The following is a 25,508-nucleotide window of genomic DNA, read 5'->3' as shown; positions in this document are numbered from 1 at the left end:
GCAACCCGTCGAGCGCTCAACGTATCACACGTCCTACTCCGATGCCGCGCGGATCGGCCGCAGGTTCGGGCGTCGTCCCGTCGATGCGGATCATCTGCACGTCGCCGTTGAACGACTGCCCGTCCAGCACGTAGCCCAGCTCCTGCAACTGGGCGGCGAGTTCGCCCGTAATGGGACGATACGGCTCGAAGTAAATCGTCTTGGGCGGCAGTGACTGATGGTGAAACCGCATCGCGGCGAGCGCGTCGCCGGGCGGCATGTTGAAGTCGTAGAGATCGGTCATGACCTGGAAGATCGACGTGAGAATGCGCGACCCTCCGGGCGTGCCGATCACGAGCGACACCTTGTTGTCCTTCAGCAGAATGGTCGGCGTCATCGACGAAAGCGGGCGGCGGCCCGCCAACACCGTGTTGAGTTCGGCACCCGTCGCGCCGGCCGCGCCCGACTGGCCCGCAGCGCCGGCCTTCGTCACGAAGTCGTCCATCGCGTCGTTGAGCAGGAAACCCGCGCCGTCGACCACCACGCCCGAGCCGAACTCGCCGTCGAGCGTCGTGGTGTTCGACACCGCGTTGCCCCACTTGTCCACGACCGAGAAGTGCGTGGTCTGCGCTTTTTCAGGTGCCGCATCGCCCAAGCCGGCTTTGACCGGCGTCGCGCCGGGCACTTCGTCCGCACTGATTTCGGATGCGCGTTGGCTGAGGTAGGCGTCGTCGAGCAGTTTATCGACAGGCAGCTTGTACGAATCCGGGTCGCCCAGGTACTGCTGGCGGTCGGCGAACACGCGGTCTTCGATTTGCGCGACCAGATGGATGTAGGGCGCGGAGTTCAGTTCGAGCCCGTCGAAAGCCTGTTTCAGACCGGCCTTCATTTTCAGCATCTGGATCAGCCCCACGCCGCCCGAACTCGGCGGCGGCGCGGTCAGCACCTGATAGCCGTCCCAGTTTGCAGTGAGCGGCTGACGCCACACGGCCTTGTATTGCAGCAGGTCACCCTTCGTGACGAAACCATGCCCGTACATCTGCTGCGCGAGCAGATCGGCGGTGCGCCCTTCGTAGAACTCACGGCCGCCGTCGCTCGCAATGCGCGTGAGGGTTTGCGCCAGCTCCGGCTGCCGGTACGAGGCACCTGCTTTCATGCTCGAGAAATAAGCGTCGAAGTTCGTCTTGCCGGCGAAATTCTTCGCCGTCGCGTCACGCTGCTGCTGGAGCCGGGGATCGACCTGAAAACCTTCAGTGGCGTAGCGGATAGCGGGCGCGAGGACCTGCTTCCACTTCAGCTTTCCAAAACGCTGCTGGGCCTGCCACATACCGTCGACGCTGCCCGGCACAGCCACCGCGCGATGGCCGATGGAACTCATGCCCGGCACGACGTTGCCTTTGTCGTCGAGATACATGTCGCGCGTCGCCTGTTGCGGCGCGCGCTCGCGGTAGTCGAGAAAATACGGCTTGCCGTCGACGAACAGCGTCATGAACCCGCCGCCGCCGAGGTTCCCCGCATCCGGGCGCGTCACGGCCAGCGTGAAGGCCATGGCCACGGCGGCATCCACCGCGTTGCCGCCGGCGGCGATGATCTGCTGCGCGGCGTCGGCGCTGTAGCGATCCGGCGCCGCCACGGCGGATGCATCGAACACGGCTTTAGGCTGCGGCGTCCTGGCGAGCGCCGGGGCGGGCGCGACGATGCACGCAGCGAACGTAGCCGATAGCGTTGAAGCCGTGACCATTCGCGCGAACGAAGTAAAGGCAAAGGGCGCGCGAGGCGCATCGTGCGTCAAGATTGGCATCCGAGAAACTCCGGCAACTAAGGGCGCCATGTTGCACGAACAGAAAAGGTCCGTGCAAGGCGAGACGGAACGGGCGGCTTGCGTGAGCGCAGCGCCGGGCGCATGCGCCGTCACGTCGCAAGTGGCACTGTCCGTTGAAAGATCGGCGGCTGGCGAGGCGGCGCGCGGCGACGGCCTGACGGGCAAAGCGCGGTTCCTGCGCCCGCGCAGACTTGCGCCGCCCGGCATGCTAAGTCGCTGCGCTGCGCGGGACCAAAACGATTTACCTCCTGTTACAGCCGGTCTTTGCGTCGAACCGCGCCCGAAATGCCGCACGAGTCTTGACACGAGTCTCGACATCACTCACGGCGCGGCGCGCCATTAAAGCCGCCCGAGCGTAGGCTGCACACCGCACTCGTCTGCCGCATCGTGCCTCGTCAGGTAGAATTGTCGGATAAGTGGGCGTATTGCGCGCCCCCGACAGACTTTCACCATCTCGCATGAATACCGAACGCAACGACGCGCCAGCGGCATCCAATTTCATCCGCAACATCATTGACGACGACAACCGCACCGGCAAGTGGGGCCAGCGCGTGGAAACGCGCTTTCCGCCCGAGCCGAACGGCTATCTGCACATTGGCCACGCCAAGAGTATCTGCCTGAATTTCGGCGTGGCGCGCAGCTATGGCGGCGTATGCCATCTGCGCTTTGACGACACCAATCCGGAGAAGGAAAGTGTCGAATACGTCGACTCGATCATCGACGCCGTGCGCTGGCTCGGCTTCGAGTGGCAGAAAGACGGCAAGGAGCACCTGTACTACGCGAGCGACTACTACGACAAGCTGTACGAATTCGCCGAGCTGCTCATTCAGCGCGGCAAGGCGTACGTCGACAGCCAGTCGGCCGAGGAAATGCGCGCGAACCGCGGCTCGGCCACAGAGGTCGGCACGCCGTCGCCCTTCCGCGAGCGTTCGGTAGAGGAAAACCTGAACCTGTTCCGCCGCATGAAGGCGGGCGAGTTCAAGGAAGGCGAGCACGTGCTGCGCGCGAAGATCGACATGTCGTCGCCGAACTTCAACATGCGCGATCCGGTGCTCTACCGGATCCGCTTCGCGCATCACTACCGCACGGGCGACACGTGGTGCGTGTATCCGATGTACGACTACACGCATTGCATTTCGGACGCACTGGAAAACATCACGCATTCGCTATGCACGCTTGAATTCGAAGACCACCGTCCGCTCTACGACTGGATTCTGAACGAGCTCGCCGACGCGGGTATTTTCACGCGCCCGCTGCCGCAGCAAATCGAATTCTCGCGCCTGAATCTGACGTACGCGATCACCAGCAAGCGCAAGCTGCTGCAACTCGTGAACGAAGGCCATGTGGACGGTTGGGACGATCCGCGCATGCCGACCATCGTCGGCCTGCGCCGGCGCGGCTTCACGCCTGAGTCGATCCAGTTGTTCTGCGAGCGTATCGGCGTGACGAAGGTCGATTCGTGGATCGACATGAGCGTGTTCGAAGGCGCGCTGCGCGACGATCTCGACGAGAAAGCGCCGCGCATTGCCGCCGTGCTCGACCCGGTGAAACTGATCATCGACAACTTCCCTGAGGGCCTCACCGAGCCGTGTAGCGCGCCGGTGCATCCGCATCATCCGGAACAGGGCATGCGCGAGTTTCCGATTTCGCGCGAGTTGTGGATCGAGCGCGACGACTTCACCGAAACGCCTCCGAAGGGCTATTTCCGTCTGTTCGCGGGCAACAAGGTGCGCCTGCGCTACGGCTACGTGATCGAATGCACGGGTGCCGAGAAGGACGAGAACGGCAACATCGTCGCGGTGCATTGCAACTACTTTCCGGATAGCCGGTCGGGCACCGAAGGCGCGAACAACTACAAGGTCAAGGGCAACATTCACTGGGTCAGCGCGGCAGCCGCGTGCCCGGCCGAAGTGCGAATTTACGACCGTCTCTTCAAGGAACCGCAACCGGACGCAGGCGGCCGCGATTTTCTCGAAGCGCTGAATCCCGACTCGAAGCGCGTGGTCAACGCCTACCTCGAACCTGGCGCGCACGGCACGTTGCCCGAACAGCGCTATCAGTTCGAGCGTCACGGCTACTTTGTCGCGGATCGCGTGGATTCGCAGCCGGGCAAGCCCGTGTTCAACCGGATCGTGAGCTTGCGCGACAGTTGGGGCAAGCCCGCGTAAGCGGCCAAGACAACGGCTAAAACGGCACGCGTCACCGCTTCAGAGGGCGTTCGCCGCACACCAGTGATCGACCAGGGCGTGCATCCGCTTCATCGGATGCACGCCTTTTTCGTTGTGTGCCGTCTCGCGTCATGCCTCGTCGACAGGAACACCGGCAGGAGCAGGCGCGGTACGGGCGCTATTCGGCAAGCCCGGTGAGATACGCGCTTCGCGGCAACGCCGGCGCGGCGACCGACCCACGAAGCGGACGCCCGCAACGCACGGTTAGAACGCGTCCGGCGCTCCGTCGCCGCTATAACGACCGGTGCAATTCCGTGAGCGAAAGCGTGGTCTGAAAGAGCCGCGCGAGGCTGCGGCTCGCGTACTTTTCCACTTCGTCGGGCGCGGTCCAGCGATAGGCGTCCATCTCGGGTATCAGCTTGCCGTCCGAGCGGCGCGGAAACAGCGACGTGCATGCGTAGGAGCTGAGGTCGAGTTCATCGGCGGTGGCGCGCGCCGCGAACAGATGCAGGTCCTTGTCGCGCCGGTACACGAAGAGGCCCAGGTCCTTCAGACGCTCCGGCTCGATTGCGACTCCTGTCTCCTCGACCATCTCGCGCAGCGCGGTAACGTGCGGCGCCTCGCCTTCCTCGCCATGACCTTTCGGAATGTCCCAGTGCGATGTCTCGGTGGCGTGCGCAAGCAGCACGCGGCCTTCGGGATCGAGCAGCACGATTCCGCACGAGACTATGCGCGGGCTCATCGCCGCACCGATTGGGTCCGACTCACGGCATCCGCCCGGGCTGGCGAACCACCCGCGGGCGTCTTCACGACTGCATGCATGCTTAGTGCTTCTTCTGCAACTGCCACTTGCCGCTGCCCTGCTTGCAGAACTGCGGGCGCAGGTTCATGGACTGCCCCTTTGCATTGAGCACGACACCGAGGTCGCGACAGGTGCGCTCGCCTTCCTTCGACGTGCTCGCGATCGTGATCGTCGCGTCGATCTTCACGCTGTTGCGCGTGCCTTCATTGACCCAGTTGATGCTTTCGCCGTCGTGCTTTTCGTCGAGTGCGGCGAAGACCGCCTGCTTGATGGACTCGATGTCACGCTCTTTCATGTAGCTGATCGGCGTGTCGTTGAGGAAACCGAGATTCGCCGCTTGCGCGCCGATCGCCGCGCCAAGCAGTAGACCGGCAGCAGCCAGTTGACGGAGTGCACGGGTTCGCATCGACATGAAGGGTTCTCCTCGGAAAAGTTCAACTGCGGTTTCGGGCGGTCTCGAGCGCACTGATGGCCGCTCTTGATCTGGACCCCAAAAGCATAGCATGTCCGTTCGCAGCAGCCTTGGCGGGCTGCGCCGCGGCGCCCCGTTGCGCTCGACACGCGCGACAAACACCCGCCGAAACAATGCGCGATGCGACTGCAGCTCGCGACCGGCAGCAGCTCTTATTTTTAGGATGGCTCCCATAGCGCCGGACGGCACGCTTTCTTAAGATTGGCCGCATTGCGCTTTCGCACTGATCCCTTCAACCGGCCAATCATGGAACTCTCCGTTGCACTGGAAACCTTCGCCGTCGCACTCGCGCTGCTTTGCGTGGCGCTTGTGCCGGTCGCTATTCGACGCGATCCCGGTCTCGCGCGGCCCATTATCCGGATCGACGGACTGCGCCGTCCCCGCTGGCCGAACCTGGTGACGCGCGCCGGCATCGCATGCGTGCTCATCTCTTTTGCACTGCTGCTCACCGCCTGTTTCTTCATCGTCGCCGGCGCAGCTATCTGAAGCGCCTGGGGCCGCGAGATCAACTCGGGCCCGCCGCGCATCCGCGTCACTCACTCGCTGCTCGCGACGCCGCTTCGTCAGTTCCCCGTCTTATAACCGTCGGTGAGCGTATTCAGAAACGCCACCACGTCCTTGATCTCCGCGTCGTTCAGCGCGGGTTTGTCGCCCGGCTTGCGGTCGAACGGCGGCTCCGTATTCAGATTCGCCCAGTAACGCTGCGGCAGATCGTCGAACTTCTGCACCTTGCCTTTCGACACCGGATAGAACTTCTCCGGGTTCGTGTCGCGCTCGGCATAAAAGCGCAGTACCTGTTCGAGCGAATGATAGATACCGTTGTGGAAGAAGCTCTTTTTCAACGCGACGTTGCGCAGCGTCGGCGTGCGGAAGATGCCGCAGAACTCCGCGCGTCCCTTCAGGTCGGTGCGCTCAGGGCCGCATGCGCCAAGATCGTGGAAGCGCGGATCGCGGTTCACGGGCAACGCGCGATTGCGCGGCACGCCGATCGCAATCAGACCGAAGTCGCTGAACTGCGGCGGCGCGCCGTCCAGCGTCCGCTGGCTGATGTGGCAGCTCGCGCAGTTGCCCTTCTTTTCGTCGTTGAAAAGTTGCAAACCGTGCAGCTCGGCTTTTGTGAGCTGCGTCTTTCCCGCCAGATAAGCGTCGTATTTGCTGGTGTACGGGTAGAAAACTTCGGGCGTCTGCTCGAAGGTTTCGAGCGCTTGCAGCACGGCGTTGAAAGTCGCGTCGTCGCTATCGAAAATATGTTCGCCGAACGCGGCGCGGAAGGCGCCTGCATACGGCGCAGCCTTGACCGCGGCGGTGACCGTCGCCGGCGAGCTGCCCATTTCGAACGACGACAACAACGGAATGCGCGCCTGGTCGCTGCCGCGATCCACGCGGCCGTCCCACGTGAGGCCGCCGGTCGGACCGGCATCGACGCTTTCATCGCCTTCGTCGTCGGACTCGTGATAGTGCTCGGCGAACGCCGGCACCGATTGCAGATACTTGAGCGTCGGCGCCGCGCGCATGCCGGTGCGGTGCATGTCGCCGCCGCCCAGTTGCACGGACAACGAGTTGGCCGGCGAGAACGCGTGGTCAGGACTGTGGCACGACGCACACGCGAGCTTGCCCGAGCCGGATAGCGACGGGTCGAAGAACAATTGCTTGCCGAGCGCGGTCATCTGCCGGACGGATTCGTAGACTTGTGGGCGCGATTGACCGCCGCCCGGCGTCGCCTGGTGCGCCGCTTGTTGCGTCACCTCATGCGTCACCTCATGCGCAGCAACCCGCACGACGGCCGCAGCGGAATCCACCGAAGCACGCGCCGCACTGGCGCCCGCATCGGCGGCAACGGCCGGCGCGCCGGCATCGCAGCCAGCGAGACTCATGCTCACCGCCATGCCCGCGAACGCAAACGCTATCGCGCGAAATCCGCGGTTGACCGCCGGCCTCGCGCGCGACAGCGCCGCGTCAGGCGCTACTGTTTTCCGGATCCCCGTCAGACCGAGCCGCATGTGAATGATGTGAATGTGCGATATGAAGTCCGCGAGCGTATTTCATCGATATGACGTTCAGATGACATCCGGCCCACAGAAACTCCCGCGCCGAAGCAATTCGTAATGAATACATCTTTCTGTCAAATTGCATAGCCACACTTTCGCGGGCGGTCACCGAGCTATCAAACGCACGCGGCCCGTCCCCAAACGCGAGAGAGAGAACTTACCAAGATGAACAAGAAACTGATCTGCGCGGCGCCGTTGGCGATCGCTGCAGCATTAAGCCTGTATGCATGCGGCGGCAACGAGATCACGCAACCGGACATCACGTCGATCAAGACCGTTGTGGTGATCTACGCGGAAAACCGCAGCTTCGACAACCTGTACGGCAACTTCCCCGGCGCCAACGGTTTGCAGAACGTGAGCGCGGCGAGCGCGAAGCAGTTGGATCGCGACGGCTCGACGCTCGCGACGCTGCCGCAGGTCTGGAACGGCCTCACGCAAACCGGCGTGACGCCGGTCGTCACGCAGGCCATGACGGCCAATTTGCCGAACAGCCCGTTCGCGATCGACGACCCCAATGGTTTCAACACGCCGATCACCGCGACGACGCGCGATCTGTATCACCGCTTCTACGAGAACCAGATGCAGATCGACGGCGGCAAGAACGACAAGTTCGCCGCATGGGCCGACTCGGGTGGCCTCGTCATGGGCCACTACACGCTCAATGCGGACAAGCTGCCGCTGTGGAAAATCGCGCAGCAGTACACGCTGGCCGACAACTTCTTCATGGGCGCATTCGGCGGCTCGTTTCTCAATCACCAGTGGCTCGTGTGCGCCTGCACGCCGACGTATCCGAACGCGGACAAGAGTCCGGCGGCCAGCTCGATTTCGGCCGTCGAAAGCGACGGCGCGAGGCTCAAGGTTGCGTCCAATTCGCCGGCTTCGTCGCTCAATGGGCCGCCCAAGTTCGTGCTGTCCGGCAACCTCACGCCTGACTTCTACGCGATCAACACGATGCAGCCGCCGTATCAACCGAGCGGGAACAAGACGGCCTCGGGCGGCGACGCGAATCTCGCCGATCCGGGCGCGGCCACCACGTTGCCGGCACAGACGCAGCAACACATCGGCGATCTGCTGAACAATGCGAAGGTGTCGTGGGCGTGGTACGGCGGCGCGTGGGGCGCGGCGTTGAGCGCCGCGCAGAACGGCACGTCGAACGTGATTTACGGCGCGAATCTGACGGCGCCTAATTTCCAGCCGCATCATCAGCCGTTCAATTACTTCGCCGATCTCGCGCCGGGCACGGCAAACCGCTCCCAGCATCTGCTCGACGGCGGTCTCGGCGGCTCGGAGTTCATCAAGGCGATCGACAGCGGCACGCTGCCGCAAGTGACGTTCTACAAGCCGCAAGGCAACCTGAACGAGCACCCGGGCTATACGGACGTCGCGTCGGGCGACCAGCATATCGCGGACGTGATTTCGCATCTGCAGAAGAGCCCGCAGTGGAACAACATGCTGGTAGTCGTCACTTACGACGAAAACGGCGGCTTCTGGGATCATGTCGCGCCGCCGAAGGCCGACCGCTGGGGTCCGGGCACGCGTATTCCGGCGCTCGTCATCTCGCCGTTCGCGAAGAAGGGTTTCGTCGATCACACGCAATACGACACGACTTCGATCCTGCGCTTCATCACGCACCGCTTCTCGCTGCCGACGCTGCCGGGCATCGCGGCGCGCGACGCGGCGCTCGTCGCCAACGGCGGCAAGCCGATGGGCGATCTGACCGCCGCGCTGAACGTCAGGCAGTAAGCGCGTCAGCGCACCAGCACTGGTAAGCAACAGCCGGCCTTGCGGCGCGGCTTTCGACGGGCAGCTTCGGCTGCCCATTTTTATTGGCGAGACGCATAGACCCGAGCCGTGGCCCGGGCCTGACGAGCGGTGAGCGTCGGCACGGCGCATCGCACTCGACGAGCGTATGCTGCGCTAGAGCGCTCGACGGTTTGCGTCGACGTCATTTCGCCCGATCATCAGGAGTTCGACAGCATGACTGAAAGAACCATCAAGGTCCCCGGCGCCGATCATCCGATTAGCGTCGAACCCGCCCGGGCTCGCGTCGTCGTCACGGTGGCGGGCCGCGTGATCGCCGACACGCAAAAGGCGCTCGTGTTGCGCGAAGCGTCCTATCCGGCGGTGTACTACATTCCGCGCAACGACGCCGACATGAACCTGCTCACGCGCACCGACCACACGACCTACTGTCCGTATAAAGGCGATTGTGCGTACTACAGCATCACGCCGGGTGGGGAGCGTGCGGTCAATGCAGTGTGGACCTACGAGTCGCCGTATGCGGCCGTGAAAGAGATAGCCCAACATCTCGCGTTCTATCCGGACCGCGTCGATTCAATCGACGTGCAAGCGCTGTCCTAAGGGCGAGCATAAACGCAAGGCAATGAAAAAATCCCATCACCGAATTCGGTAGATGGGATTCATGACATGCAGACAATGGCGCGGCGGGCGAGGATCGAACTCACAACCTCAGGTTTAGAAGACCTGTGCTCTATCCAATTGAGCTACCGCCGCAAAGGTCGGCCCGGATTATAACCGATCGCCTCATGCCCGCCAGAACGCGGCGGGCACATCGAACATTATCAGACCGGCTGCGGATGCAGTGCAAACCAGCCGAGGAACACGATGCCCGCGATCACGCAGTACACGCCGAACGAAGCAAGACGTCCGCGGCCTTCGAAATAGCGCATCAGGAAACGCACGCTCAGATACGCGGCGATGGCGGTCAGCACGCCGCCGAGCAGCGCGTCCGCGAGTTGGCCCGGCGCATGGAAAAGCTTCGGCACCTCGAGCAAGCCGGCCGCGAAAATGATCGGCGTGCCGAGCAGGAACGAGAACTCCGCGGCTTTCTCCGCCGTGAGGCCAGCTGCATTGCCGGCGATCATCGTGAGGCCGCTGCGCGAGAAGCCGGGAATCAGCGCGCCGACCTGCGCGAGCCCGACAAGGAACGCCTGGCCAAAACCCATTTTCTCCGGCGCCTGATGCGCGCGCGAGCGCTGCAGGCGGTCGCCCACCCACAACAGCACGCCGTTGACGATCAGCGCAATCGCCACGATGCGCAGGTCGTGAAAAATCCGCTCGAGCCGCTTTTCGAGCAGCAGGCCGACGAGCCCGGCCGGAATCGTGCCGATGATGAGCGCCCACATCATGTGAGCATCGTCGTTGCGACGGCCGCCGAAAGACGCGAAGAAGCCGCGCACGAGCGCGCACCAGCGCGCGCGGAAATACCACAGCAGCGCGAAGGCCGTACCGAGGTGCAAGGCGACGAGAAACGGCAGCAACTGCGGCGCGTGTTTATCGATATGCATGCCGAACAATGCCGGCACGAGCAGCGTATGCCCGAGGCTGCTGACCGGGAATAGTTCGGTCACGCCTTGCAGCACGCTCAGGAAGATAAGAAACGACAGATTCACGCGGCAGTCCTTGTAAGGAAGATGTCGGGGACAGCGCGCCGCAAAACGAAATACCCGGCGCGTTCAAAAGCGCACCGATTATGCCTGGCTGGCAAGTCAGCGCCAAGCGTTTGGGCCACATTCGGGGAGATATTGACGCGCTGCGTCACAACATGAAAGGCTTGCTACGCGCAACGCAAACGAAAAGGGCCGCTGAGGGACAGCAGCCCTTTCAATCGTCTAACGGCGAAGCGCGGGATCAGCGCGTTCGAGGAGGCGGCAACCTTACGAACCGCAAGCCAATCCGCAAGCCGCTCGCATGCGCGACGCGGCGTGTCGCACGCAGCTTCAGGCGGAGCGTAGAGATCAGCGCTCGAGCTTGTAAAAGAAATACGCCGTGCTTGCGGTGAACATGCCGAAGAGAGCGACACCCATTGCCATTGCGAGATCCATAACGCCTCCTGAGCGATCTCGCCCGGCGGTAGATATCACCGGGCAGTGAGACGGATTATCAACAACGATCGCCTGCTTGCGACACCCGCAATTTCCCGAGAAGGGTTTCCCCGTAGCGTAAAGCAGAGCAAAATCGTCGCTTCGGCCGGTACCGGCTGTCGCGTCCGGCGCGTCTAACACTTACTCATCACACCATCGACCATGCCTCTTTCACCGCAGCAGGACATTCTCGAGATTGCTCAGGACGCCTCCGTGCTCCGCTTCGCGCCGCAAGCCGGCGGCCGTCTGCTTTCGTGGAGCATCGACGGCGAAGAGGTGATCCATTGGCCCGAACACGCCGACTGGAGTCAGCCCGCGCGCATCCGCGGCGGCAACCCGCTACTGTTTCCGTTTCTCGGACGCCATCGCGTGGACGGCAAGATCGGATACTGGCGAGACGCGCAAGGCACGGTCCGTGAGTTGCCCATGCACGGCTTCGCACGCGACCTTCCGTTCGACGCCCACGCCGACGTGCACGGTGCAGGCCTGCGCCTCGTGCTGACCGATAGCGAGGCAACGCGCGGCGGTTATCCGTTCGGCTTCCGCTTCGAGGCGGCCTACACGCTGATCGACGCGCACACGCTTGAAGTCACCCTGACCACCACCAACACCGGCGATGCACCGTTGCCTTATTACGCCGGCCATCACTTCTACTTCACGCTGCCGCACACGCAGCGTGCCGAAACGTCGCTCGAACTGCCGCGCACCGAACGGCGCTTCCAGCAAGCAGACGGCTCGATCAGCGCGGCCGAGCTGGGCGAAGCGCGCTACACGCTCGACGAAGCGCGCATTCACGACCGCTTTCACTGCCTCATGGGCGCTCCGGAACAGCCTGTTCGGCTGATCGCACCGGGTCTCGGCCGCGTCATCACCATCGACCTGCAGCGGCCGAACTCCGTACCCTGGTACGCGGTCACGACATGGACCGAAGCGGCGGAGTCGGACTTCTATTGCGTCGAACCGTGGCTCGGTCTGCCCGACGCGATCCATAACGGCATGGGCCTGCGCTGGCTCGATCCGGGCAAAACCGAAATCGCGGCGCTGCGCATCAGCGTCGGCAAACTGGACTGATTGCGGCGCATGCAGACGCGAACCGACAATGCGCACGGCTCCATTGCGCGCGGTGCGGACGGCGCGCAATGCCCGTTTTTTCGATGCTGCAACGCAAAACCGTTAGAATCGGACGCTTTGTATCTACCTGCCACGTGATCGGGATCGGCGCGCGGCAGCGCTTTGCGAGGTCCAATGTCTGAAACAACAAGAATCATCAAACGACTCGCGTGCGTGTCGTTGGTGGCGTTCATCGCCGCGTGCGGGTCGACGCCGGTGGGGCCGGGCTTTTATCGCGTCGAACGGGGCGACACACTGTCGAAGATCGCGCGTAGTCACCATCAGTCGGTGCAAAGCATCGTGCGCTGGAACAACCTGACGAACCCGGACAGCATCGAGGTCGGGCAAGTACTGCGTGTCGATCCGCCCAACGGCGCGGCATCGACGAACGGCGCCGTGCGCAGCAGCGGCAATGGGAACGCGAGTACTACGGCCGCGCCGCGTCCCGCGCCGTCCGACAACGCGCCCTCCTCGCCGCCTGCCTCATCGATCTCGCTCGTGTGGCCGACGAGCGGCAATGTCATTCGCGGCTTTGACGGCGGCAATTCGAAGGGCATCGACATTTCCGCTCCAGCGGGCACGCCTGTGGTCGCGGCGGCGGCGGGCACGGTCGTCTATGCAGGCAACGGGCTGCGCGGCTACGGCAATCTGCTGATTCTCAAGCACAACGCCGAGTATCTGACCGCCTACGCGCACAATCGCGTGCTGTTCGTGAAGGAAGGCGAGAGTGTCGCGCAAGGCCAGAAGATTGCCGAGATGGGCGACACGGATACCAATCGCGTCATGCTGCACTTCGAGCTGCGTTATCAGGGCCGTTCGATCGACCCGTCGCGTGCGCTGCCCCCGCGTTAGACGCGGCGGCAGCTTGCAGTCGGCGCGCCGCTTGGTCCGCGAAGCCCGAGTCCGCGCATCCCGATGCACCGCGTTGCATGGGCTGGCTGGGGAACCCCGCGTGCTATAAACGCTCAATCCGACACGCGTGGCTTCGTGCCACGTCTTTCATGTCATCTGTAAGGGAATCTGCAATGAAGAGCGCATTTGCGTCCGTGGCGACGGCCGCAGCGATCGGTCTGGGCCTGCTGACCCTGGGCAGCCTCGGCGGCTGCTCGACCACCACGACCATGACTTATCTGCCGAGCGGCGAGACCGGCTTTGCGATCAACTGCAGCGGCAGCGACGCCAGCACGAGCTGGGCCGAATGCTACAAACGCGCCGGCGAAGTCTGCGGCAATTATGGCTACGACGTCGTGTCGAAAGATGTCGATAACGGCGCCACCTCAGGTGGCACCGTCGGCGGAATTTTTGGCGCGAACGTGAAAAACCGTTCGATGGTGGTTCGCTGCAAACAGTAAGGCGGACCCCACCGCGCTGCCCGATCGCCGGAAGTGCAGCCGGCCGCGCACCCAACGCCCCGACCGCGGTTCGATGCGCGCGGCGAAGGCAAGCAGTACGCCGAATGCAATTGGCCACGCGGCAACGAATATGATTACCCAGCTCATAACCGAGGAAAGGAAAGGTAAGGTTTCATGATCCGCGCGGCGTGTGTAATCGCAGTGACGGCAATTAAAAAGCCGCCCCAAAAAAAAGCCCGGCGCGAGGCCGGGCTAACGGGGGTTCGGCGCATATCGGCAAAGGACCGGTTCACCATGCGCCAGAACGGAATTTAACAACCCGATTTTACAAGCGCAATATATTAATTTCGAAGGTAATGTGATGCGACGCACGGATTTCGCATTATGTGAACCGAAAACATAGGCAATAACCGCCGGAGAAATCACACCGGCCTGGCAGTCGGAAGCTTATTAGTCTCGCGATTGAAGTCTGTTAATACGCCCGCAGACCCTTTAGCAGCAAGGTTCCGGCGCATTCCCCCGCAACAAGGCTGAGGAAAATGAGCCGTTGTTTTCAGCGCCAACAACTCTCCTTATTCGCACGCCGCTGACGTCCAAAACGCTTGGTGCGCCACCGCACCAATTCAATTAAATAATCGAATTCTCCGCACTTCGCGCACGCCCTATTACCCTGCGCGAGAATCCGCGAATGGCGAAACCATAAAACGGCTTCAAATCCGCCGACAAATAAGCGGCTTAAAATCGATGTTCTCGCGCGTTGAATAAATCAGATGTTAGTCATTCGTGCGGCGCCGTACAAGTCAGCCGAAAGTCATAATCCGGCCGGCTTGCACGGCGGCGTTACATGACTCGCAATCCCAGCTCGGTGATGAGCACCGCAGCCTGCAGATGCGAAATGGTCGCGCCTTTGAAGAGTGCCGCGTCCACGAGCCGCACGCCGCTCAAGTCAGCCTCGCGCAGATCGGCGCCGTCGAACCGCGCGCCCTTCAGGTGTGCGTCTTTCAAACTGCCGCCGTCGAAAATCGCCTCACGGAAATCGACGCCCGCAAGGTCGGCGTCGGAGAAATCGAGCTGATGCAGCGTGGCTTTGCGAAACGACAGGCCGCGCAAATGCGCGCCGACCAGCAAGGTTTCGACGAAACTCAGGCCCAGCGCCGTGCACGCCTCGAAGTTCGCACCGGTCAGCTTGCAGCCGCGAAACGACGCGGACGCGAGCTTGGCGCGCCGCCAGGTCGTGTTGTTCAGGTCGCTCGACTGGAATGCCGCATCCACGAGATCCGCCGATGCAAAATCGGCCTGCCGCGCGCGGCAACGAACCCAGCGTGTCTGCGCGAGCGTTGCGCCGAAAAAAGAAGTCTCGGCAAGCGTGCAGCGGTGGAACTGCGCGCCGCGCAAGTCGAGCCGCGACAGATCCGCGCCTTCGAAATCGCAATCCTTGAAGACGAGCGGCGCGCCGCTTGCGGGCTTGCTGGCGATCGCGCTCGCCGCGATCAGGCGCTCGACGTCGGCGCGAGTGAGCGTGGCGCCGGCCACTTCATAAGCTGGCGCGCCCGGAGCCGGCGCGGTTGAATCGAGTGACATGAAGGTTCAGAATCGGACGAATTGCGAAGGGCCCAAGCGTACCGGAATGCGTGCCGCGCCGGCTGCCTGGCCGATGGTTTATAGTATCGACCCCCGCCAGAAACCGCTTACGATGACTTCCAACGACGCCGCCCATAGCCCCCTGTACGCCAAGCTCCTCGCCGAAACAGCGAAAATCGGCTGGCTGGAACTGGAACGCTTCTTCGCGCGGGGCATGCTGTTACGCGTCGCGAGCGACCTGGATCTCGTGAGCGTGGCCGAAGCCATTGCCAGCGACGACACCGCGCAGATCACGCAATGGCTGTCGGCGGGGCTTGTCGAGCGCGTGCAATCGGAAACCGCCGCGGACATCGCCGCCCGCGATCCCGACCTGTGGGCCGTCGTCGTTTCTCCGTGGATTTGCGTGCAGGAACGCCATTGAGCAAAGCGGCGTCTGCGGCCGAGCACACCGAGCATACGGAGCCCGCGCTGCCGGTGCGCTGGCACCGCCGCGTGCTCGCGCTTGCATTTCCGATCGTTCTCGCCAATCTGACGCAGCCGATTCTCGGCGCCGTCGATACCGCCGTCGCCGGTCATCTGGACGGAGCGTCGTATCTCGGCGGCGTCGCGCTCGGCGGACTCTTCTTCAACTTCGTGTTCTGGGGCTTCGGCTTTTTGCGCATGGGCACGACCGGCCTCGTCGCGCAAGCGCACGGCGCCGGCGACCACGCGGCATTGCGCGATAACGTCGTGCGGGCACTTTTGCTCGCGGCCGCGATCGGCGCCGCGGTACTCGCGCTGCAAGTACCGCTGATCGATTACGCCTTGCGCGCCATCGGCGGAAGCGACGCCGTGCAGCGCAACGCACGCCTCTACTGCCACGCGCGCATCTGGGCCGCGCCGCTCGCGCTCGGCAACTACGTGGTGCTCGGCTGGCTGCTCGGCACGCAGCGCGTGCGTCTGGCGCTGCTGTCGCAAGTGTTTATCAACGGCGTGAACATCGTCGCTGTGTTCCTGTATGTGTATGCGTTCGATTGGGGCGTCGCGGGAATCGGCGCGGCCACTTCCACCGCCGACGCGCTCGGCTTCGTGCTAGGCGCGGCGCTGCTGTGGCACGGTAGGCCGCGCGGCCTGCCTGCCCTCGACCGCCGGGCGCTCTTCGACGCCGCGGCGCTGCGACGCCTGATCGTGCTCAATCGCGACATCTTTTTGCGCACGCTGTGCCTGCTGCTGTCGTTCGGCTGGTTTGCGCACCTCGGAGCGAAACAGGGCGACGCGACGCTCGCCGCGAACGCGCTGCTGCTGAACTTCCAGACCTTCATGGCTTACGGGCTCGACGGCTTCGCACACGCCGCGGAGGCGCTGGTCGGCGCGGCAATCGGCGCGCGCGACCGGCACGCGTTCGTCCAGGCCATCAAGGTTACGGCGCTATGGTCGGCGCTCGGCGCGCTTGGTTTCGCGCTCGTGTACGCGGGCACGGGCTCGTGGATCGTCGAGCGCCTGACCGATCAGGCGGCCGTGCGTGCCACGGCCGAGCGCTATCTGCCCTGGGCGGCGCTCTCGCCGGTGGTATCTGTGGGCGGCTATGTACTCGACGGTGTGTTTATCGGCGCGACGCGCACGCGAGAATTGATGACGTCGATGGTCTTGTCGTTCGCGATCTTCGTCGGCGCCTCGTGGCCGCTGCTCATGCTGTACGGCAATCATGGTCTGTGGGCCGCGATGCTGGTCTTCATGGCCGCGCGCGGGCTGACGCTTGCGCGTCATCTGTCGAAAGTAGTCGGCAGCGTGGGGGCGTAGCGGCGTGGCGCGTCGGTTTTCCGCTCACGCGCTCAACGTGCGGCCGGTGGGGGGACCATCGCGGGCGGGCGGGTGTCGGTGGGCACGCCGTGATAATCGGCGGGATCCTGCGGCGGGACCGCGTGGTGGCCGGACGGTCCATTCGCACAGCCCGCGACACTGGCGGTCAGCAACAACGCGATCATCGAAACACGGAACATAGGCGGTAGTCTCTTTAACGAAAAAGGAATGCAAGAAGGAGCAACGGAGCGCGGAAGTCTACCCGCAACGCTCGCTCCATGACGCGGCGCGCGCAGTCAGTCTGCGATTTCGCGATGCGTGACCTAATATAAAGTCACAGCAGAACGCCAAAGGAGACTGCCATGGACGCTGAATCGGTCGCCGGTCTGGTCGGACTCGGGATAGGCCTCGCCGTGCTGCTCGCACTTTCGATTTTTGAATCGAAGACCTATCGACGGGAACACGGCGAAGGCATGCTGCATCACTGGCTGACTCATCAGCACATGCACATGCCGCACTGGAAGCGCCGCCGGCACTGAAGGCTGTTGTCCCTGATTCATTGCAGGTTGTCCCGCGGTTGCGGGCCGGGTGCTGTTGTGTCGTTCGAAGCGCGGAGCCTGGTCGTGTCCCGGCTGCCGTGCGGCGCCTAGCGCTGTCACGGCTGATCCTGTCACGCCCGATCGCGTCACGCCTGGTCCTGTCCCGTCCGCCCGGCTCGTCTGGTCCTGTATCGCCTCCACCGGTCCTGCGTCGTCTATGCGCGCCCTCCTGCGCCTCACCACGTCTCCTCCCCCTCCAACCGCAACGACTGCGTTTCTTACACCTCTAATGCGTCCGGCCTGAGAGGCACGGCCTCTCGCTAACGCTCCGCACAGGCAACAGGCATCACCCACCCCTAGGCACGCGCATTGCTGCTTCCCTGGCTGCAATGAGCGCGCACGCTGCACGTCGCTAATCGCGGCAGGCAACCTGCGCCGGATCAACGAAATCATGCGGCCCAGCATCCATCGGGGCCGGACAGGGAGAACTCAAATGACAATTGGAACCATCCTCCTCATCGTGCTTATCCTGCTGCTGATCGGTGCGCTACCGACCTGGCCGTACAGCAGCGGCTGGGGCTATCGCCCGACCGGCCTGCTCGGCGTCGTGCTGATCATCGTCATCGTTTTGCTTCTCATGGGACGCATATGACGTGGCTCTTTTCGCTTCGACGCAATTCGCGATTGACTCTGGCACCTAAAGCCACGTAGAATCTCGGATTCGTCGGAGCGTAGCGCAGCCTGGTAGCGCATCTGATTTGGGATCAGAGGGTCGAAGGTTCGAATCCTTTCGCTCCGACCACGAAAAAGCATGAACGGCATCATCAAAAACCCGCGTCGCCTCCGGCTTCGCGGGTTTTTGCTTTTTGCATGCAATGATCCGGGGATGAGCCCGAGGCCAGGCTCGCGATCTGCTAAACAATTGCAATGCGAAGCGCACTTCAGCCAGCCGTCAGGAATATGGACAAAGCGCCCGCCCGCTCGACTATAAGTCCGCGCCCAAGCATTGCAACCGTGCAGCGGGAAGCACAAAGCACTGCAACGCCTCCCACCGCACCCAGACTCGAGGAGCCACGCATGAACCTGATTCTCTGGCGTCACGCCGAAGCCGAGGACTACGCCGCCACGGATCTCGCCCGCGCGCTCACCACCCGCGGCCGCAAGCAGGCGCAAAACGTCGCCAAGTGGCTGCGCACGCGTCTGCCCGACGACGCCGTGATCCTCGCCAGCCCCGCCGTGCGCACCATCCAGACCGCGGAGACGTTGAGCGACCAATACCGTGTCGTGCGCGAACTCGCGCCGAATGCAAGCGCATATGACGTGCTCAATGCATCCGGCTGGCCGAAAGGCATTGCCGAAACGGTAGTGATCGTGGGTCATCAGCCGACGCTCGGGCACGTCGCCGCAAAGCTGCTTGCAAACAGCGACGCAAGCTGGCCGCTCAAGAAAGCGGGCCTATGGTGGATCGCCAGCCGCGAGCGCCACGGCGACGACCAGGCGGTCCTGCACGCAGCGATGACGCCCGAACTCGTCTAATCCGATCGGCGAACTGCGCGCGGCGAACGTCCGCAAAACCCGGCGCGGCGCGTACATGGCACACCAAGCGCGGGAGAAGCGGCACACGCAGCTTTCATACAGTCATCCAATCGTCATGGCTTTGCCATGCGAGCGTCACCGGGCGTTACTACATTGGCGAAAAAAGACTCATCCTTTTTTCGACCAGGACGCCCCAATGCGAGAACTGCCGACGCCTACCCTGCCCCTCGCTTCGATCTTCGAGTCGCGTCGCCTGCCCCGCGCCGAAGAGACGGTCACCGCCCAGCACCGGCTGCGAGTCACGTGGGCTCGCACCGACGAAGAGCTTCGCGAGGCGCAGCGTCTGCGTTACCGCGTGTTCGCCGACGAAATGGGCGCTCGCCTGAGCGGCCCTGCAGGCCTCGACGTCGATCCGTTCGATTCCTACTGTGATCACTTGCTGGTGCGCGACCTCGACACCCTGAAGGTGGTCGGCACATATCGCGCGTTGCCGCCGCATCAGGCGGCGCGCATCGGGCGTCTGTACGCGGAAAGCGAGTTCGATGTCTCGCGTCTCACTCACTTGCGCGCGAAGATGGTCGAAGTCGGCCGCTCGTGCGTGCACGCCGACTATCGCAGCGGCTCGGTCATCATGTCGCTGTGGGCTGGACTCGCGGCTTATATGAAGCACAACGGCTACGAGACGATGCTCGGCTGCGCGAGCGTTGCGATGGTCGACGGCGGCCACTATGCAGCGAATCTCTATTGCTCGCTGCGCGATAGCGCGCTGACCGCGCCGGAGTATCGCGCATTTCCGCATACGCCGCTGCCCGTCGACGAATTGCAGACCGGCGCGGATGTGGCGCCGCCGCCGCTCGTCAAAGGATATCTGCGCTTAGGTGCGAAAATTTGCGGCGCGCCCGCATGGGACCCCGACTTCAATACGGCCGATTTCCTGACGCTGTTCCGTCTGTCGGACATCAACGCACGCTATGCGCGCCACTTCCTCGGCGATGCATTACCGCGCTGACAACGCCTGAGCGATCGTGCAAGCAGAAACGGAAAAGCCCGGTAAGAACCGGCCCTTTCTTCATGTGCCGCATGCTCTGTCGACGTGCTGACAGAACGAAACGTCGACACGTCACTCGTCCGTATAGACCACTCGATACGGAATGCCAACTTTTTCCCACTCCGCGGCTTCCTGGATCAGGCTGTAGTCAGTAAGCGGATTATTGGCGACCCACTCGTTAGGCAAACGCACCTCATAACCGCCGTTGGCCTGCGCGACCGTGATGCCAGGCAGACCGACATCCGCACGCCGGCGACATAACAGTGCCGCGAGGCGCAAGCAGAACAGCAGCGGCCACTCCACTTCGCGCGTTTGCGACAGCTTGCCGAGCTTGCCTGCATGACCGAGCACCAGCGCCGCAAGCCGCGCCTGGTCGGTGCGCGAAAAGCCCGGCATGTCTGCGTTGCTCGCGATATAAGCCGAATGCTTGTGATACGCGCTGTGCGAAATGGACAAGCCGATTTCATGCAACGCCGCCGCCCAGCCTAGAAACATGCGGTTTTCTGCGCGGCGTTCTTCGTCGGGCTCCACGAACTGATCGTAAAAGCGCACTGCAAGTTCGCCGATGCGTCCCGCCTGTGGACGATCCACGCCATAGCGGCGCATGAAGCCTTCCACTGTGACCGTGCGCATGTCTTCGTGCTGCGAACGACCGAGCAGATCGTAGAGCACGCCGAGTCTCAATGCGCCGTCGGTCGTATCGACATAATCGACGCCCAGTTCGTCGAACACCGCGATCATGATCGAGAGGCCGCCCGCCAGCACCGGAATCCGGTCGCCTTTCAACGCAACCAGCTTCAGACGATTGACGTTCTCTGCCTTGATCAACGCACGCTTCAAACGCTCCAGGCCTCCGCGCGAAATGCCGTGCGTGATGCCAGCATCGTTAAACCCGTTGGCCTCGACGAGTTCCGCAAGGGCACGCGCGGTGCCGGACGAACCGATTGCCTGCTCCCAGCCAGTCTTCTTGTATTCAGCCGAAATGATCTGGATTTCCCGGCCCGCAGCAAGCTCGGCCTGACGCATCGTGTATTCGTCGACGTTGCCTGACGGGAAAAACGCCCGGCTATGACTCACGCAGCCGATATACAGGCTTTCCATCTTGATCGGCGTGTAATGCGAGCCGATGATGAACTCCGTCGAGCCGCCGCCGATGTCGACAACGAGCCTCTTACCCGGACTCGCAGGCACGGAGTGTGCTGCCCCGGCGTAAATGAGCCGCGCTTCCTCGCGGCCGGCAATCACCTCGATTGGAAAGCCTAGCGCCGCTTGTGCTTCGCCGAGAAATTCGCCGGCATTCTTCGCAATGCGCAATGTGTTGGTCGCGACCGCGCGAACGTGGTCGGGATGAAAGTCGCGCAGCCGCTCGCCAAAGCGCTTGAGCGCATCCCAACCGCGGACCTGCGACGCGCGATCGAGCATCTTGTCGCGCGACAGACCGGCGGCGAGCCGCACCGGCTCACGCAACGCATCGACCTGATAAATCTGGCTGCCCGCGTCGGTTTCCTCGACCCGGCCGACGATCAGCCGGAAGCTGTTCGAACCAAGGTCGACGGCAGCAAGGAGTTGTGGGGTATTGACCATCGGGTATGCGGACTCCATGCGCGCGAGCGCGGCAGCGGTGGATGTGAGCAAGGCGGGACCTCCACGCGAGATTCCTTGCGCCTTGCGACCGGCCGCGCTGTTCAAAGACGCCATTCTAAGCGTACCGGAACTCACGATGTCACCTCGCGGAGATGGGGCTGCCCCATGGTCCCATACGGACTGCGTCATATTGACGACAGGCGAGGAATACAGCGTAGAATTTAAAACATTGAGAATGTCATAACAACGTCATCATACTGTGAGAATTTCCGAGCGTCTTTGTGCCTCCATATCTGACATTCCATTCTCGCTGCCGATGTCCATCCGCTACCCCTTACTGAATCGCGAGCTGGGCATTCTGGGTTTCAACGAGCGTGTGTTGGCTCAGGCCGCCGACCCCGCCGTCCCTTTGCTCGAACGCCTGCGCTTCATCTGCATCACCAGTAGCAATCTCGACGAATTCTTCGAAGTCCGCATGGCCGGACTGCAGGAGCAGATGCGCGACAACCCCGGCGCGCTATCGCCCGACGGCATGTCGCTGCAGCATGTCTACGACCTCGTGGTCGAGCGTGCGCAAAAGCTCGTGCATCGACAGTACACGATGCTGCACGACACCGTGCTGACCGCGCTCGAAGCAGAAGGCATCTACTTTCACGGCACCGAAGCCTGGAGCGAAGCGCAGACCGAATGGGCGCGCAACTACTTCTTCGACGAACTCCTGCCCGTGCTCACGCCGATCGGCCTCGATCCGGCGCATCCCTTTCCGCGCGTGCTGAACAAGAGCCTGAACTTCGTCGTCGAGCTGGAGGGCAAGGACGCCTTCGGCCGTCAGGCGATGATGGGCATCGTGCAAGCGCCACGCGCGTTGCCGCGCCTCGTGAGGATGCCGCAGGAACTGTCGGGCTATCCGCATGGTTTCGTGCTGTTGAGTTCGCTATTGCAGCGCTTCGTCGGCGAGCTGTTTCCGAACCTCGTCGTGCGCAGCTGCAATCAGTTTCGCATTACGCGCAACAGCGAACTGTTCGTCGACGAAGACGAAATCACGAATCTGCGCGTCGCGCTACAGGGCGAACTTCCAGCCCGGCATCTGGGCAACGCGGTGCGGCTCGAAGTATCCGCGGAGACACCCGCGCATGTCGTGCGGCGCCTGCTCGACGAAAGCGGCCTGTCGAACAAGGATTGCTATTACGCGGACGGCCCCGTCAATCTCGTGCGTCTGATGCAATTGCCGGAGATGGTCGATCGGCCCGATCTGAAGTTCGTGCCTCACATTCCCGCGATCCCTTCCACCATCGCCAACGCAGCGAGCATGTTCGACGTGATCGATCAGGGCGACGTGCTGCTGCATCACCCGTACGAAAGTTTTCAGCCGGTTCTCGAACTGCTGTTGCAGGCTGCGAAAGATCCAAACGTCGTTGCGATCAAGCAGACCATTTATCGCACCGGCACCGACTCGCCGCTGATGGACGCGCTCATGCAAGCCGCGCGCAACGGCAAGGAAGTGACGGTGGTGGTCGAACTGCTCGCGCGCTTCGACGAAGAGACGAACATCAACTGGGCCTCGCAGCTCGAAGCTGTCGGTGCGCATGTGGTGTACGGCGTGGTGGGTCACAAGTGCCATGCAAAGATGATGCTGATCGTGCGGCGCGCAACGGTGGGCGGCAAGATGACGCTCAAGCGCTATGTGCACCTCGGCACCGGCAACTATCATCCGCGCACTGCACGCCTGTACACCGACTTCGGCCTGATGACCGCTGATCAGAAAATTTGCGAAGACGTGCACCATGTTTTTCAGCAACTGACCGGGATTGGCGGCGAACTGAAGCTGCACGAGTTATGGCAATCGCCGTTCACGCTGCATCCGAAACTGGTCGAGGCGATCCGCGCCGAAGCGGAGCATGCGCGCGCGGGCAAGAAAGCGCGCATCGTCGCGAAGATGAACGCGTTGCTCGAACCCACGGTGATAGCGGAGTTGTACGAAGCATCGCAGGCGGGCGTGAAGATCGACTTGATCGTGCGCGGTGTGTGTTCATTGCAGCCGGGCGTGCCGGGCCTGTCGGAAAACATCACAGTGCGCTCGATTGTCGGGCGCTTTCTCGAACATCATCGCATCTACTATTTCTACGACGACGGCCGCGAGCAGGTGTATCTGTCGAGCGCGGACTGGATGGATCGCAACTTCTTCCGCCGCGTGGAAGTCGCGTTCCCCATCAACAATCGGCGGCTCAAGCGGCGTGTGATTGCAGAGGGCCTGTCGGCGTTTCTCGGTGACAATCAGTCCGCCTGGCTGATGCAAAGCGATGGGCATTATCGTCGGCGGCGTCCCGGCAAATCCTCGCGCAATGCGCAAATGAGTCTGTTGACGAAGTTCTGTCCGTAAGCGCCGGCTCGCTCTGCGTTGAGCGGGTCAAGGCTGTTGCGTATATGAAAAAGCCCGCTTTCTAGCGGTCTTTTCTTTGCAGCAGTGCTTGTCACGCATGCGCCGGTTGCCGCCGCGCCGTACGATACGACGGGAATCTCACGGTGAAGGTGCTGCCGCGCCCTTCCTCGCTTTTCACGTCGAGTTGCGCATCGTGCCGTTGCAGCACATGCTTGACGATCGCGAGTCCAAGACCGGTTCCGCCCGTGTCGCGCGAACGACTGCGGTCGACCCGATAAAAGCGCTCGGTCAGCCGCGGAATGTCGGCGGCCGGAATACCCAGGCCGCTATCCGTCACGGAGAACACGGCAGTGCCGCCTTGCGCCTTCCAGCTGACTTTGATCGCGCCGCCGTCGGGTGTATAGCGAATGGCGTTGGTCACCAGATTGCCGAACGCGCTCAGAATCTCCGTTTCGACGCCCGTTACCGTCAACCCTTCGTCGGCGTCGAACATAATCTTATGGTGATCGCTCGACAGGCTTTGCGCGTCGTCGCGCAAATGCCGCAGTACCGCGCGCATGTCGATCATCTGATCGCTCGGCGGCTTGTTGTCGCCTTCGAGTTTGGCGAGTACGAGCAGATCGTTCACGATATGACGCATGCGAGACGCCTGCTGCTCCATCAGTTCCAGATAACGCGCGCGTTCGGTTTCGGCCAACGGCAACTCGCGCATCGTCTCGAGAAAACCGGAGAGCACAGTGAGCGGCGTCTTCAGTTCATGCGACACATTCGCGACGAAGTCGCGCCGCATCGCGTCGGTGCGCTCCAGTTCGGTGATGTCTTGCGACAGTACGAGCTTGCGGTCCTCGCCATAAGGGAACACCTGCACGGAGAGCACGTTGTGCCGCTTTTCGCCCATGCCGCGCATGATCAGCATTTCTTCGTAGCGGTGCGAGTTCAGGTAACGCACGAAGTCCGGCTGACGCACCAGATGCGTGATGTGCTGACGCAAATCGCGCTTCGCGTCGAGCCCGAAATGCACTTCGGAAATGGCGTTGCACCACTCTATCTGATCGTGGTCGTCGAGCATCGCGACGCCGTTCGGCGAGGCTTGAATTGCCTGAATGAAACGTGAATGCTGCTGCTCGACCTGACGCACCTGGGCATGCCAGCGCTTCGCGAGCTTGTGCAAACGGTAATAGATTTCGCCCCAGATGCCAGGTGCGCTCGGCACCTCGCCGTACACCGGCGCGTCGAGCAAACGCCACAAGCGCTCTTTATGAAAGGTGCCGAAGAAGCTCTGCAGAAGCAGCATGACGACCGCGACGATCAATGCCGCCTTCACATTCACCAATGCGCTGACCACCACGCATAGTATGGCGAGCAGCACGATCGAAACGATTGAGCGCGCCCAGATGATGTTCATGGTCTAAACGTTCGAAGAG

Annotated in this window: 22 protein-coding genes and 2 tRNA genes; 15 read left to right on the top strand and 9 right to left on the bottom strand. The window is 62.6% G+C overall.

What is annotated here, in order from left to right; all coding sequences use genetic code 11:
* Positions 1-16: 16 nt before the first annotated feature.
* Entirely contained in the window at positions 17-1,780 is a 1,764-nt protein-coding gene (gene ggt / locus RW095_RS24205) for a gamma-glutamyltransferase (protein WP_317021468.1), read from the bottom strand.
* Positions 1,781-2,259: 479 nt separating this feature from the next.
* On the opposite strand from ggt, the gene RW095_RS24200 reads away from it, so the two are divergent.
* Complete coding sequence (locus RW095_RS24200) at positions 2,260-3,969, top strand: glutamine--tRNA ligase/YqeY domain fusion protein (RefSeq protein WP_317021467.1); 1,710 nt, start codon at positions 2,260-2,262, stop codon at positions 3,967-3,969.
* Positions 3,970-4,261: 292 nt separating this feature from the next.
* On the opposite strand, the gene RW095_RS24195 is transcribed toward RW095_RS24200, so the two are convergent.
* Both RW095_RS24195 and RW095_RS24190 read right to left on the bottom strand, forming a co-directional pair.
* A complete protein-coding gene (locus tag RW095_RS24195; RefSeq protein ID WP_317021466.1) occupies positions 4,262-4,711 on the bottom strand; it encodes an NUDIX hydrolase in 450 nt (149 codons plus the stop codon).
* 82 nt (positions 4,712-4,793) lie between these two features.
* Positions 4,794-5,183, bottom strand: coding sequence for an RT0821/Lpp0805 family surface protein (locus RW095_RS24190; protein ID WP_128589665.1), 390 nt, complete (start codon positions 5,181-5,183; stop codon positions 4,794-4,796).
* A gap of 306 nt (positions 5,184-5,489) precedes the next feature.
* On the opposite strand from RW095_RS24190, the gene RW095_RS24185 reads away from it, so the two are divergent.
* A complete protein-coding gene (locus RW095_RS24185) occupies positions 5,490-5,729 on the top strand; it encodes a hypothetical protein (RefSeq protein WP_317021465.1) in 240 nt (79 codons plus the stop codon).
* A gap of 77 nt (positions 5,730-5,806) precedes the next feature.
* Here the strand turns inward: RW095_RS24185 and RW095_RS24180 are convergent, their stop codons facing one another.
* Complete coding sequence (locus RW095_RS24180) at positions 5,807-7,243, bottom strand: cytochrome-c peroxidase (protein WP_317021464.1); 1,437 nt, start codon at positions 7,241-7,243, stop codon at positions 5,807-5,809.
* Between the two features lie 213 nt (positions 7,244-7,456).
* Here RW095_RS24180 and RW095_RS24175 point away from each other — a divergent pair, with 213 nt between their 5' ends.
* Both RW095_RS24175 and RW095_RS24170 read left to right on the top strand, forming a co-directional pair.
* Positions 7,457-9,034, top strand: a complete 1,578-nt coding sequence (locus RW095_RS24175; protein ID WP_317021463.1) for an acid phosphatase — start codon at positions 7,457-7,459, stop codon at positions 9,032-9,034.
* A 234-nt stretch (positions 9,035-9,268) separates the two neighbouring features.
* A complete protein-coding gene (locus RW095_RS24170; RefSeq protein ID WP_128595559.1) occupies positions 9,269-9,652 on the top strand; it encodes a DUF427 domain-containing protein in 384 nt (127 codons plus the stop codon).
* A 76-nt stretch (positions 9,653-9,728) separates the two neighbouring features.
* On the opposite strand, the gene RW095_RS24165 is transcribed toward RW095_RS24170, so the two are convergent.
* A tRNA-Arg gene (locus RW095_RS24165) sits at positions 9,729-9,805 on the bottom strand.
* 68 nt (positions 9,806-9,873) lie between these two features.
* Positions 9,874-10,704 (bottom strand): undecaprenyl-diphosphate phosphatase, encoded by an 831-nt coding sequence (locus tag RW095_RS24160; RefSeq protein WP_317021462.1) that lies wholly within the window; start codon positions 10,702-10,704, stop codon positions 9,874-9,876.
* A gap of 633 nt (positions 10,705-11,337) precedes the next feature.
* On the opposite strand from RW095_RS24160, the gene RW095_RS24155 reads away from it, so the two are divergent.
* From RW095_RS24155 to RW095_RS24145, 3 genes are all read left to right on the top strand, one after another.
* A complete protein-coding gene (locus RW095_RS24155; protein ID WP_317021461.1) occupies positions 11,338-12,246 on the top strand; it encodes an aldose epimerase family protein in 909 nt (302 codons plus the stop codon).
* 174 nt (positions 12,247-12,420) lie between these two features.
* Entirely contained in the window at positions 12,421-13,137 is a 717-nt protein-coding gene (locus RW095_RS24150) for a peptidoglycan DD-metalloendopeptidase family protein (RefSeq protein WP_317021460.1), read from the top strand.
* 173 nt (positions 13,138-13,310) lie between these two features.
* Positions 13,311-13,637, top strand: a complete 327-nt coding sequence (locus RW095_RS24145; RefSeq protein WP_317021459.1) for a hypothetical protein — start codon at positions 13,311-13,313, stop codon at positions 13,635-13,637.
* 840 nt (positions 13,638-14,477) lie between these two features.
* On the opposite strand, the gene RW095_RS24140 is transcribed toward RW095_RS24145, so the two are convergent.
* Positions 14,478-15,218: a pentapeptide repeat-containing protein gene (locus RW095_RS24140; protein ID WP_317021458.1), complete on the bottom strand. Its 741-nt coding sequence runs from the start codon at positions 15,216-15,218 to the stop codon at positions 14,478-14,480.
* Between the two features lie 112 nt (positions 15,219-15,330).
* On the opposite strand from RW095_RS24140, the gene RW095_RS24135 reads away from it, so the two are divergent.
* The 7 genes from RW095_RS24135 to RW095_RS24105 all read left to right on the top strand — a co-directional run bounded on the left by RW095_RS24135 (position 15,331) and on the right by RW095_RS24105 (position 20,081).
* On the top strand, positions 15,331-15,639 hold the full coding sequence (locus RW095_RS24135; protein ID WP_317021457.1) for a DUF2288 domain-containing protein: 309 nt from the start codon (positions 15,331-15,333) through the stop codon (positions 15,637-15,639).
* Positions 15,636-16,997: an MATE family efflux transporter gene (locus RW095_RS24130; protein WP_317021456.1), complete on the top strand. Its 1,362-nt coding sequence runs from the start codon at positions 15,636-15,638 to the stop codon at positions 16,995-16,997. Before RW095_RS24135 ends, RW095_RS24130 begins: the two co-directional genes overlap by 4 nt.
* A 362-nt stretch (positions 16,998-17,359) precedes the next feature.
* Positions 17,360-17,536 carry a hypothetical protein gene (locus RW095_RS24125; RefSeq protein ID WP_317021455.1) on the top strand — a complete coding sequence of 59 codons (177 nt, stop codon included), beginning with the start codon at positions 17,360-17,362 and terminating at the stop codon, positions 17,534-17,536.
* 493 nt (positions 17,537-18,029) lie between these two features.
* Positions 18,030-18,188, top strand: a complete 159-nt coding sequence (locus tag RW095_RS24120) for a DUF3309 family protein (protein WP_020069447.1) — start codon at positions 18,030-18,032, stop codon at positions 18,186-18,188.
* Positions 18,189-18,261: 73 nt separating this feature from the next.
* Positions 18,262-18,338, top strand: a tRNA-Pro gene (locus RW095_RS24115).
* A 275-nt stretch (positions 18,339-18,613) separates the two neighbouring features.
* Positions 18,614-19,072 carry a SixA phosphatase family protein gene (locus tag RW095_RS24110; protein ID WP_317021454.1) on the top strand — a complete coding sequence of 153 codons (459 nt, stop codon included), beginning with the start codon at positions 18,614-18,616 and terminating at the stop codon, positions 19,070-19,072.
* Positions 19,073-19,268: 196 nt separating this feature from the next.
* A complete protein-coding gene (locus RW095_RS24105) occupies positions 19,269-20,081 on the top strand; it encodes a GNAT family N-acetyltransferase (protein WP_317021453.1) in 813 nt (270 codons plus the stop codon).
* A gap of 111 nt (positions 20,082-20,192) precedes the next feature.
* Here RW095_RS24105 and ppx read toward each other — a convergent pair whose 3' ends face one another.
* Entirely contained in the window at positions 20,193-21,818 is a 1,626-nt protein-coding gene (gene ppx / locus RW095_RS24100) for an exopolyphosphatase (protein WP_317021452.1), read from the bottom strand.
* A gap of 202 nt (positions 21,819-22,020) precedes the next feature.
* Between ppx and ppk1 the strand changes: the two genes are divergently transcribed.
* Positions 22,021-24,084: a polyphosphate kinase 1 gene (gene ppk1, locus RW095_RS24095; protein ID WP_317021451.1), complete on the top strand. Its 2,064-nt coding sequence runs from the start codon at positions 22,021-22,023 to the stop codon at positions 24,082-24,084.
* 91 nt (positions 24,085-24,175) lie between these two features.
* On the opposite strand, the gene phoR is transcribed toward ppk1, so the two are convergent.
* Positions 24,176-25,489, bottom strand: a complete 1,314-nt coding sequence (gene phoR / locus RW095_RS24090) for a phosphate regulon sensor histidine kinase PhoR (RefSeq protein WP_317021450.1) — start codon at positions 25,487-25,489, stop codon at positions 24,176-24,178.
* Between the last annotated feature and the right edge of the window lie 19 nt (positions 25,490-25,508).

Origin of the sequence: Paraburkholderia kirstenboschensis (assembly GCF_032806925.1) — a bacterium.
GTDB classification, from domain to species: domain Bacteria; phylum Pseudomonadota; class Gammaproteobacteria; order Burkholderiales; family Burkholderiaceae; genus Paraburkholderia; species Paraburkholderia kirstenboschensis.
This window is presented reverse-complemented; position numbering and strand designations above follow the sequence as displayed.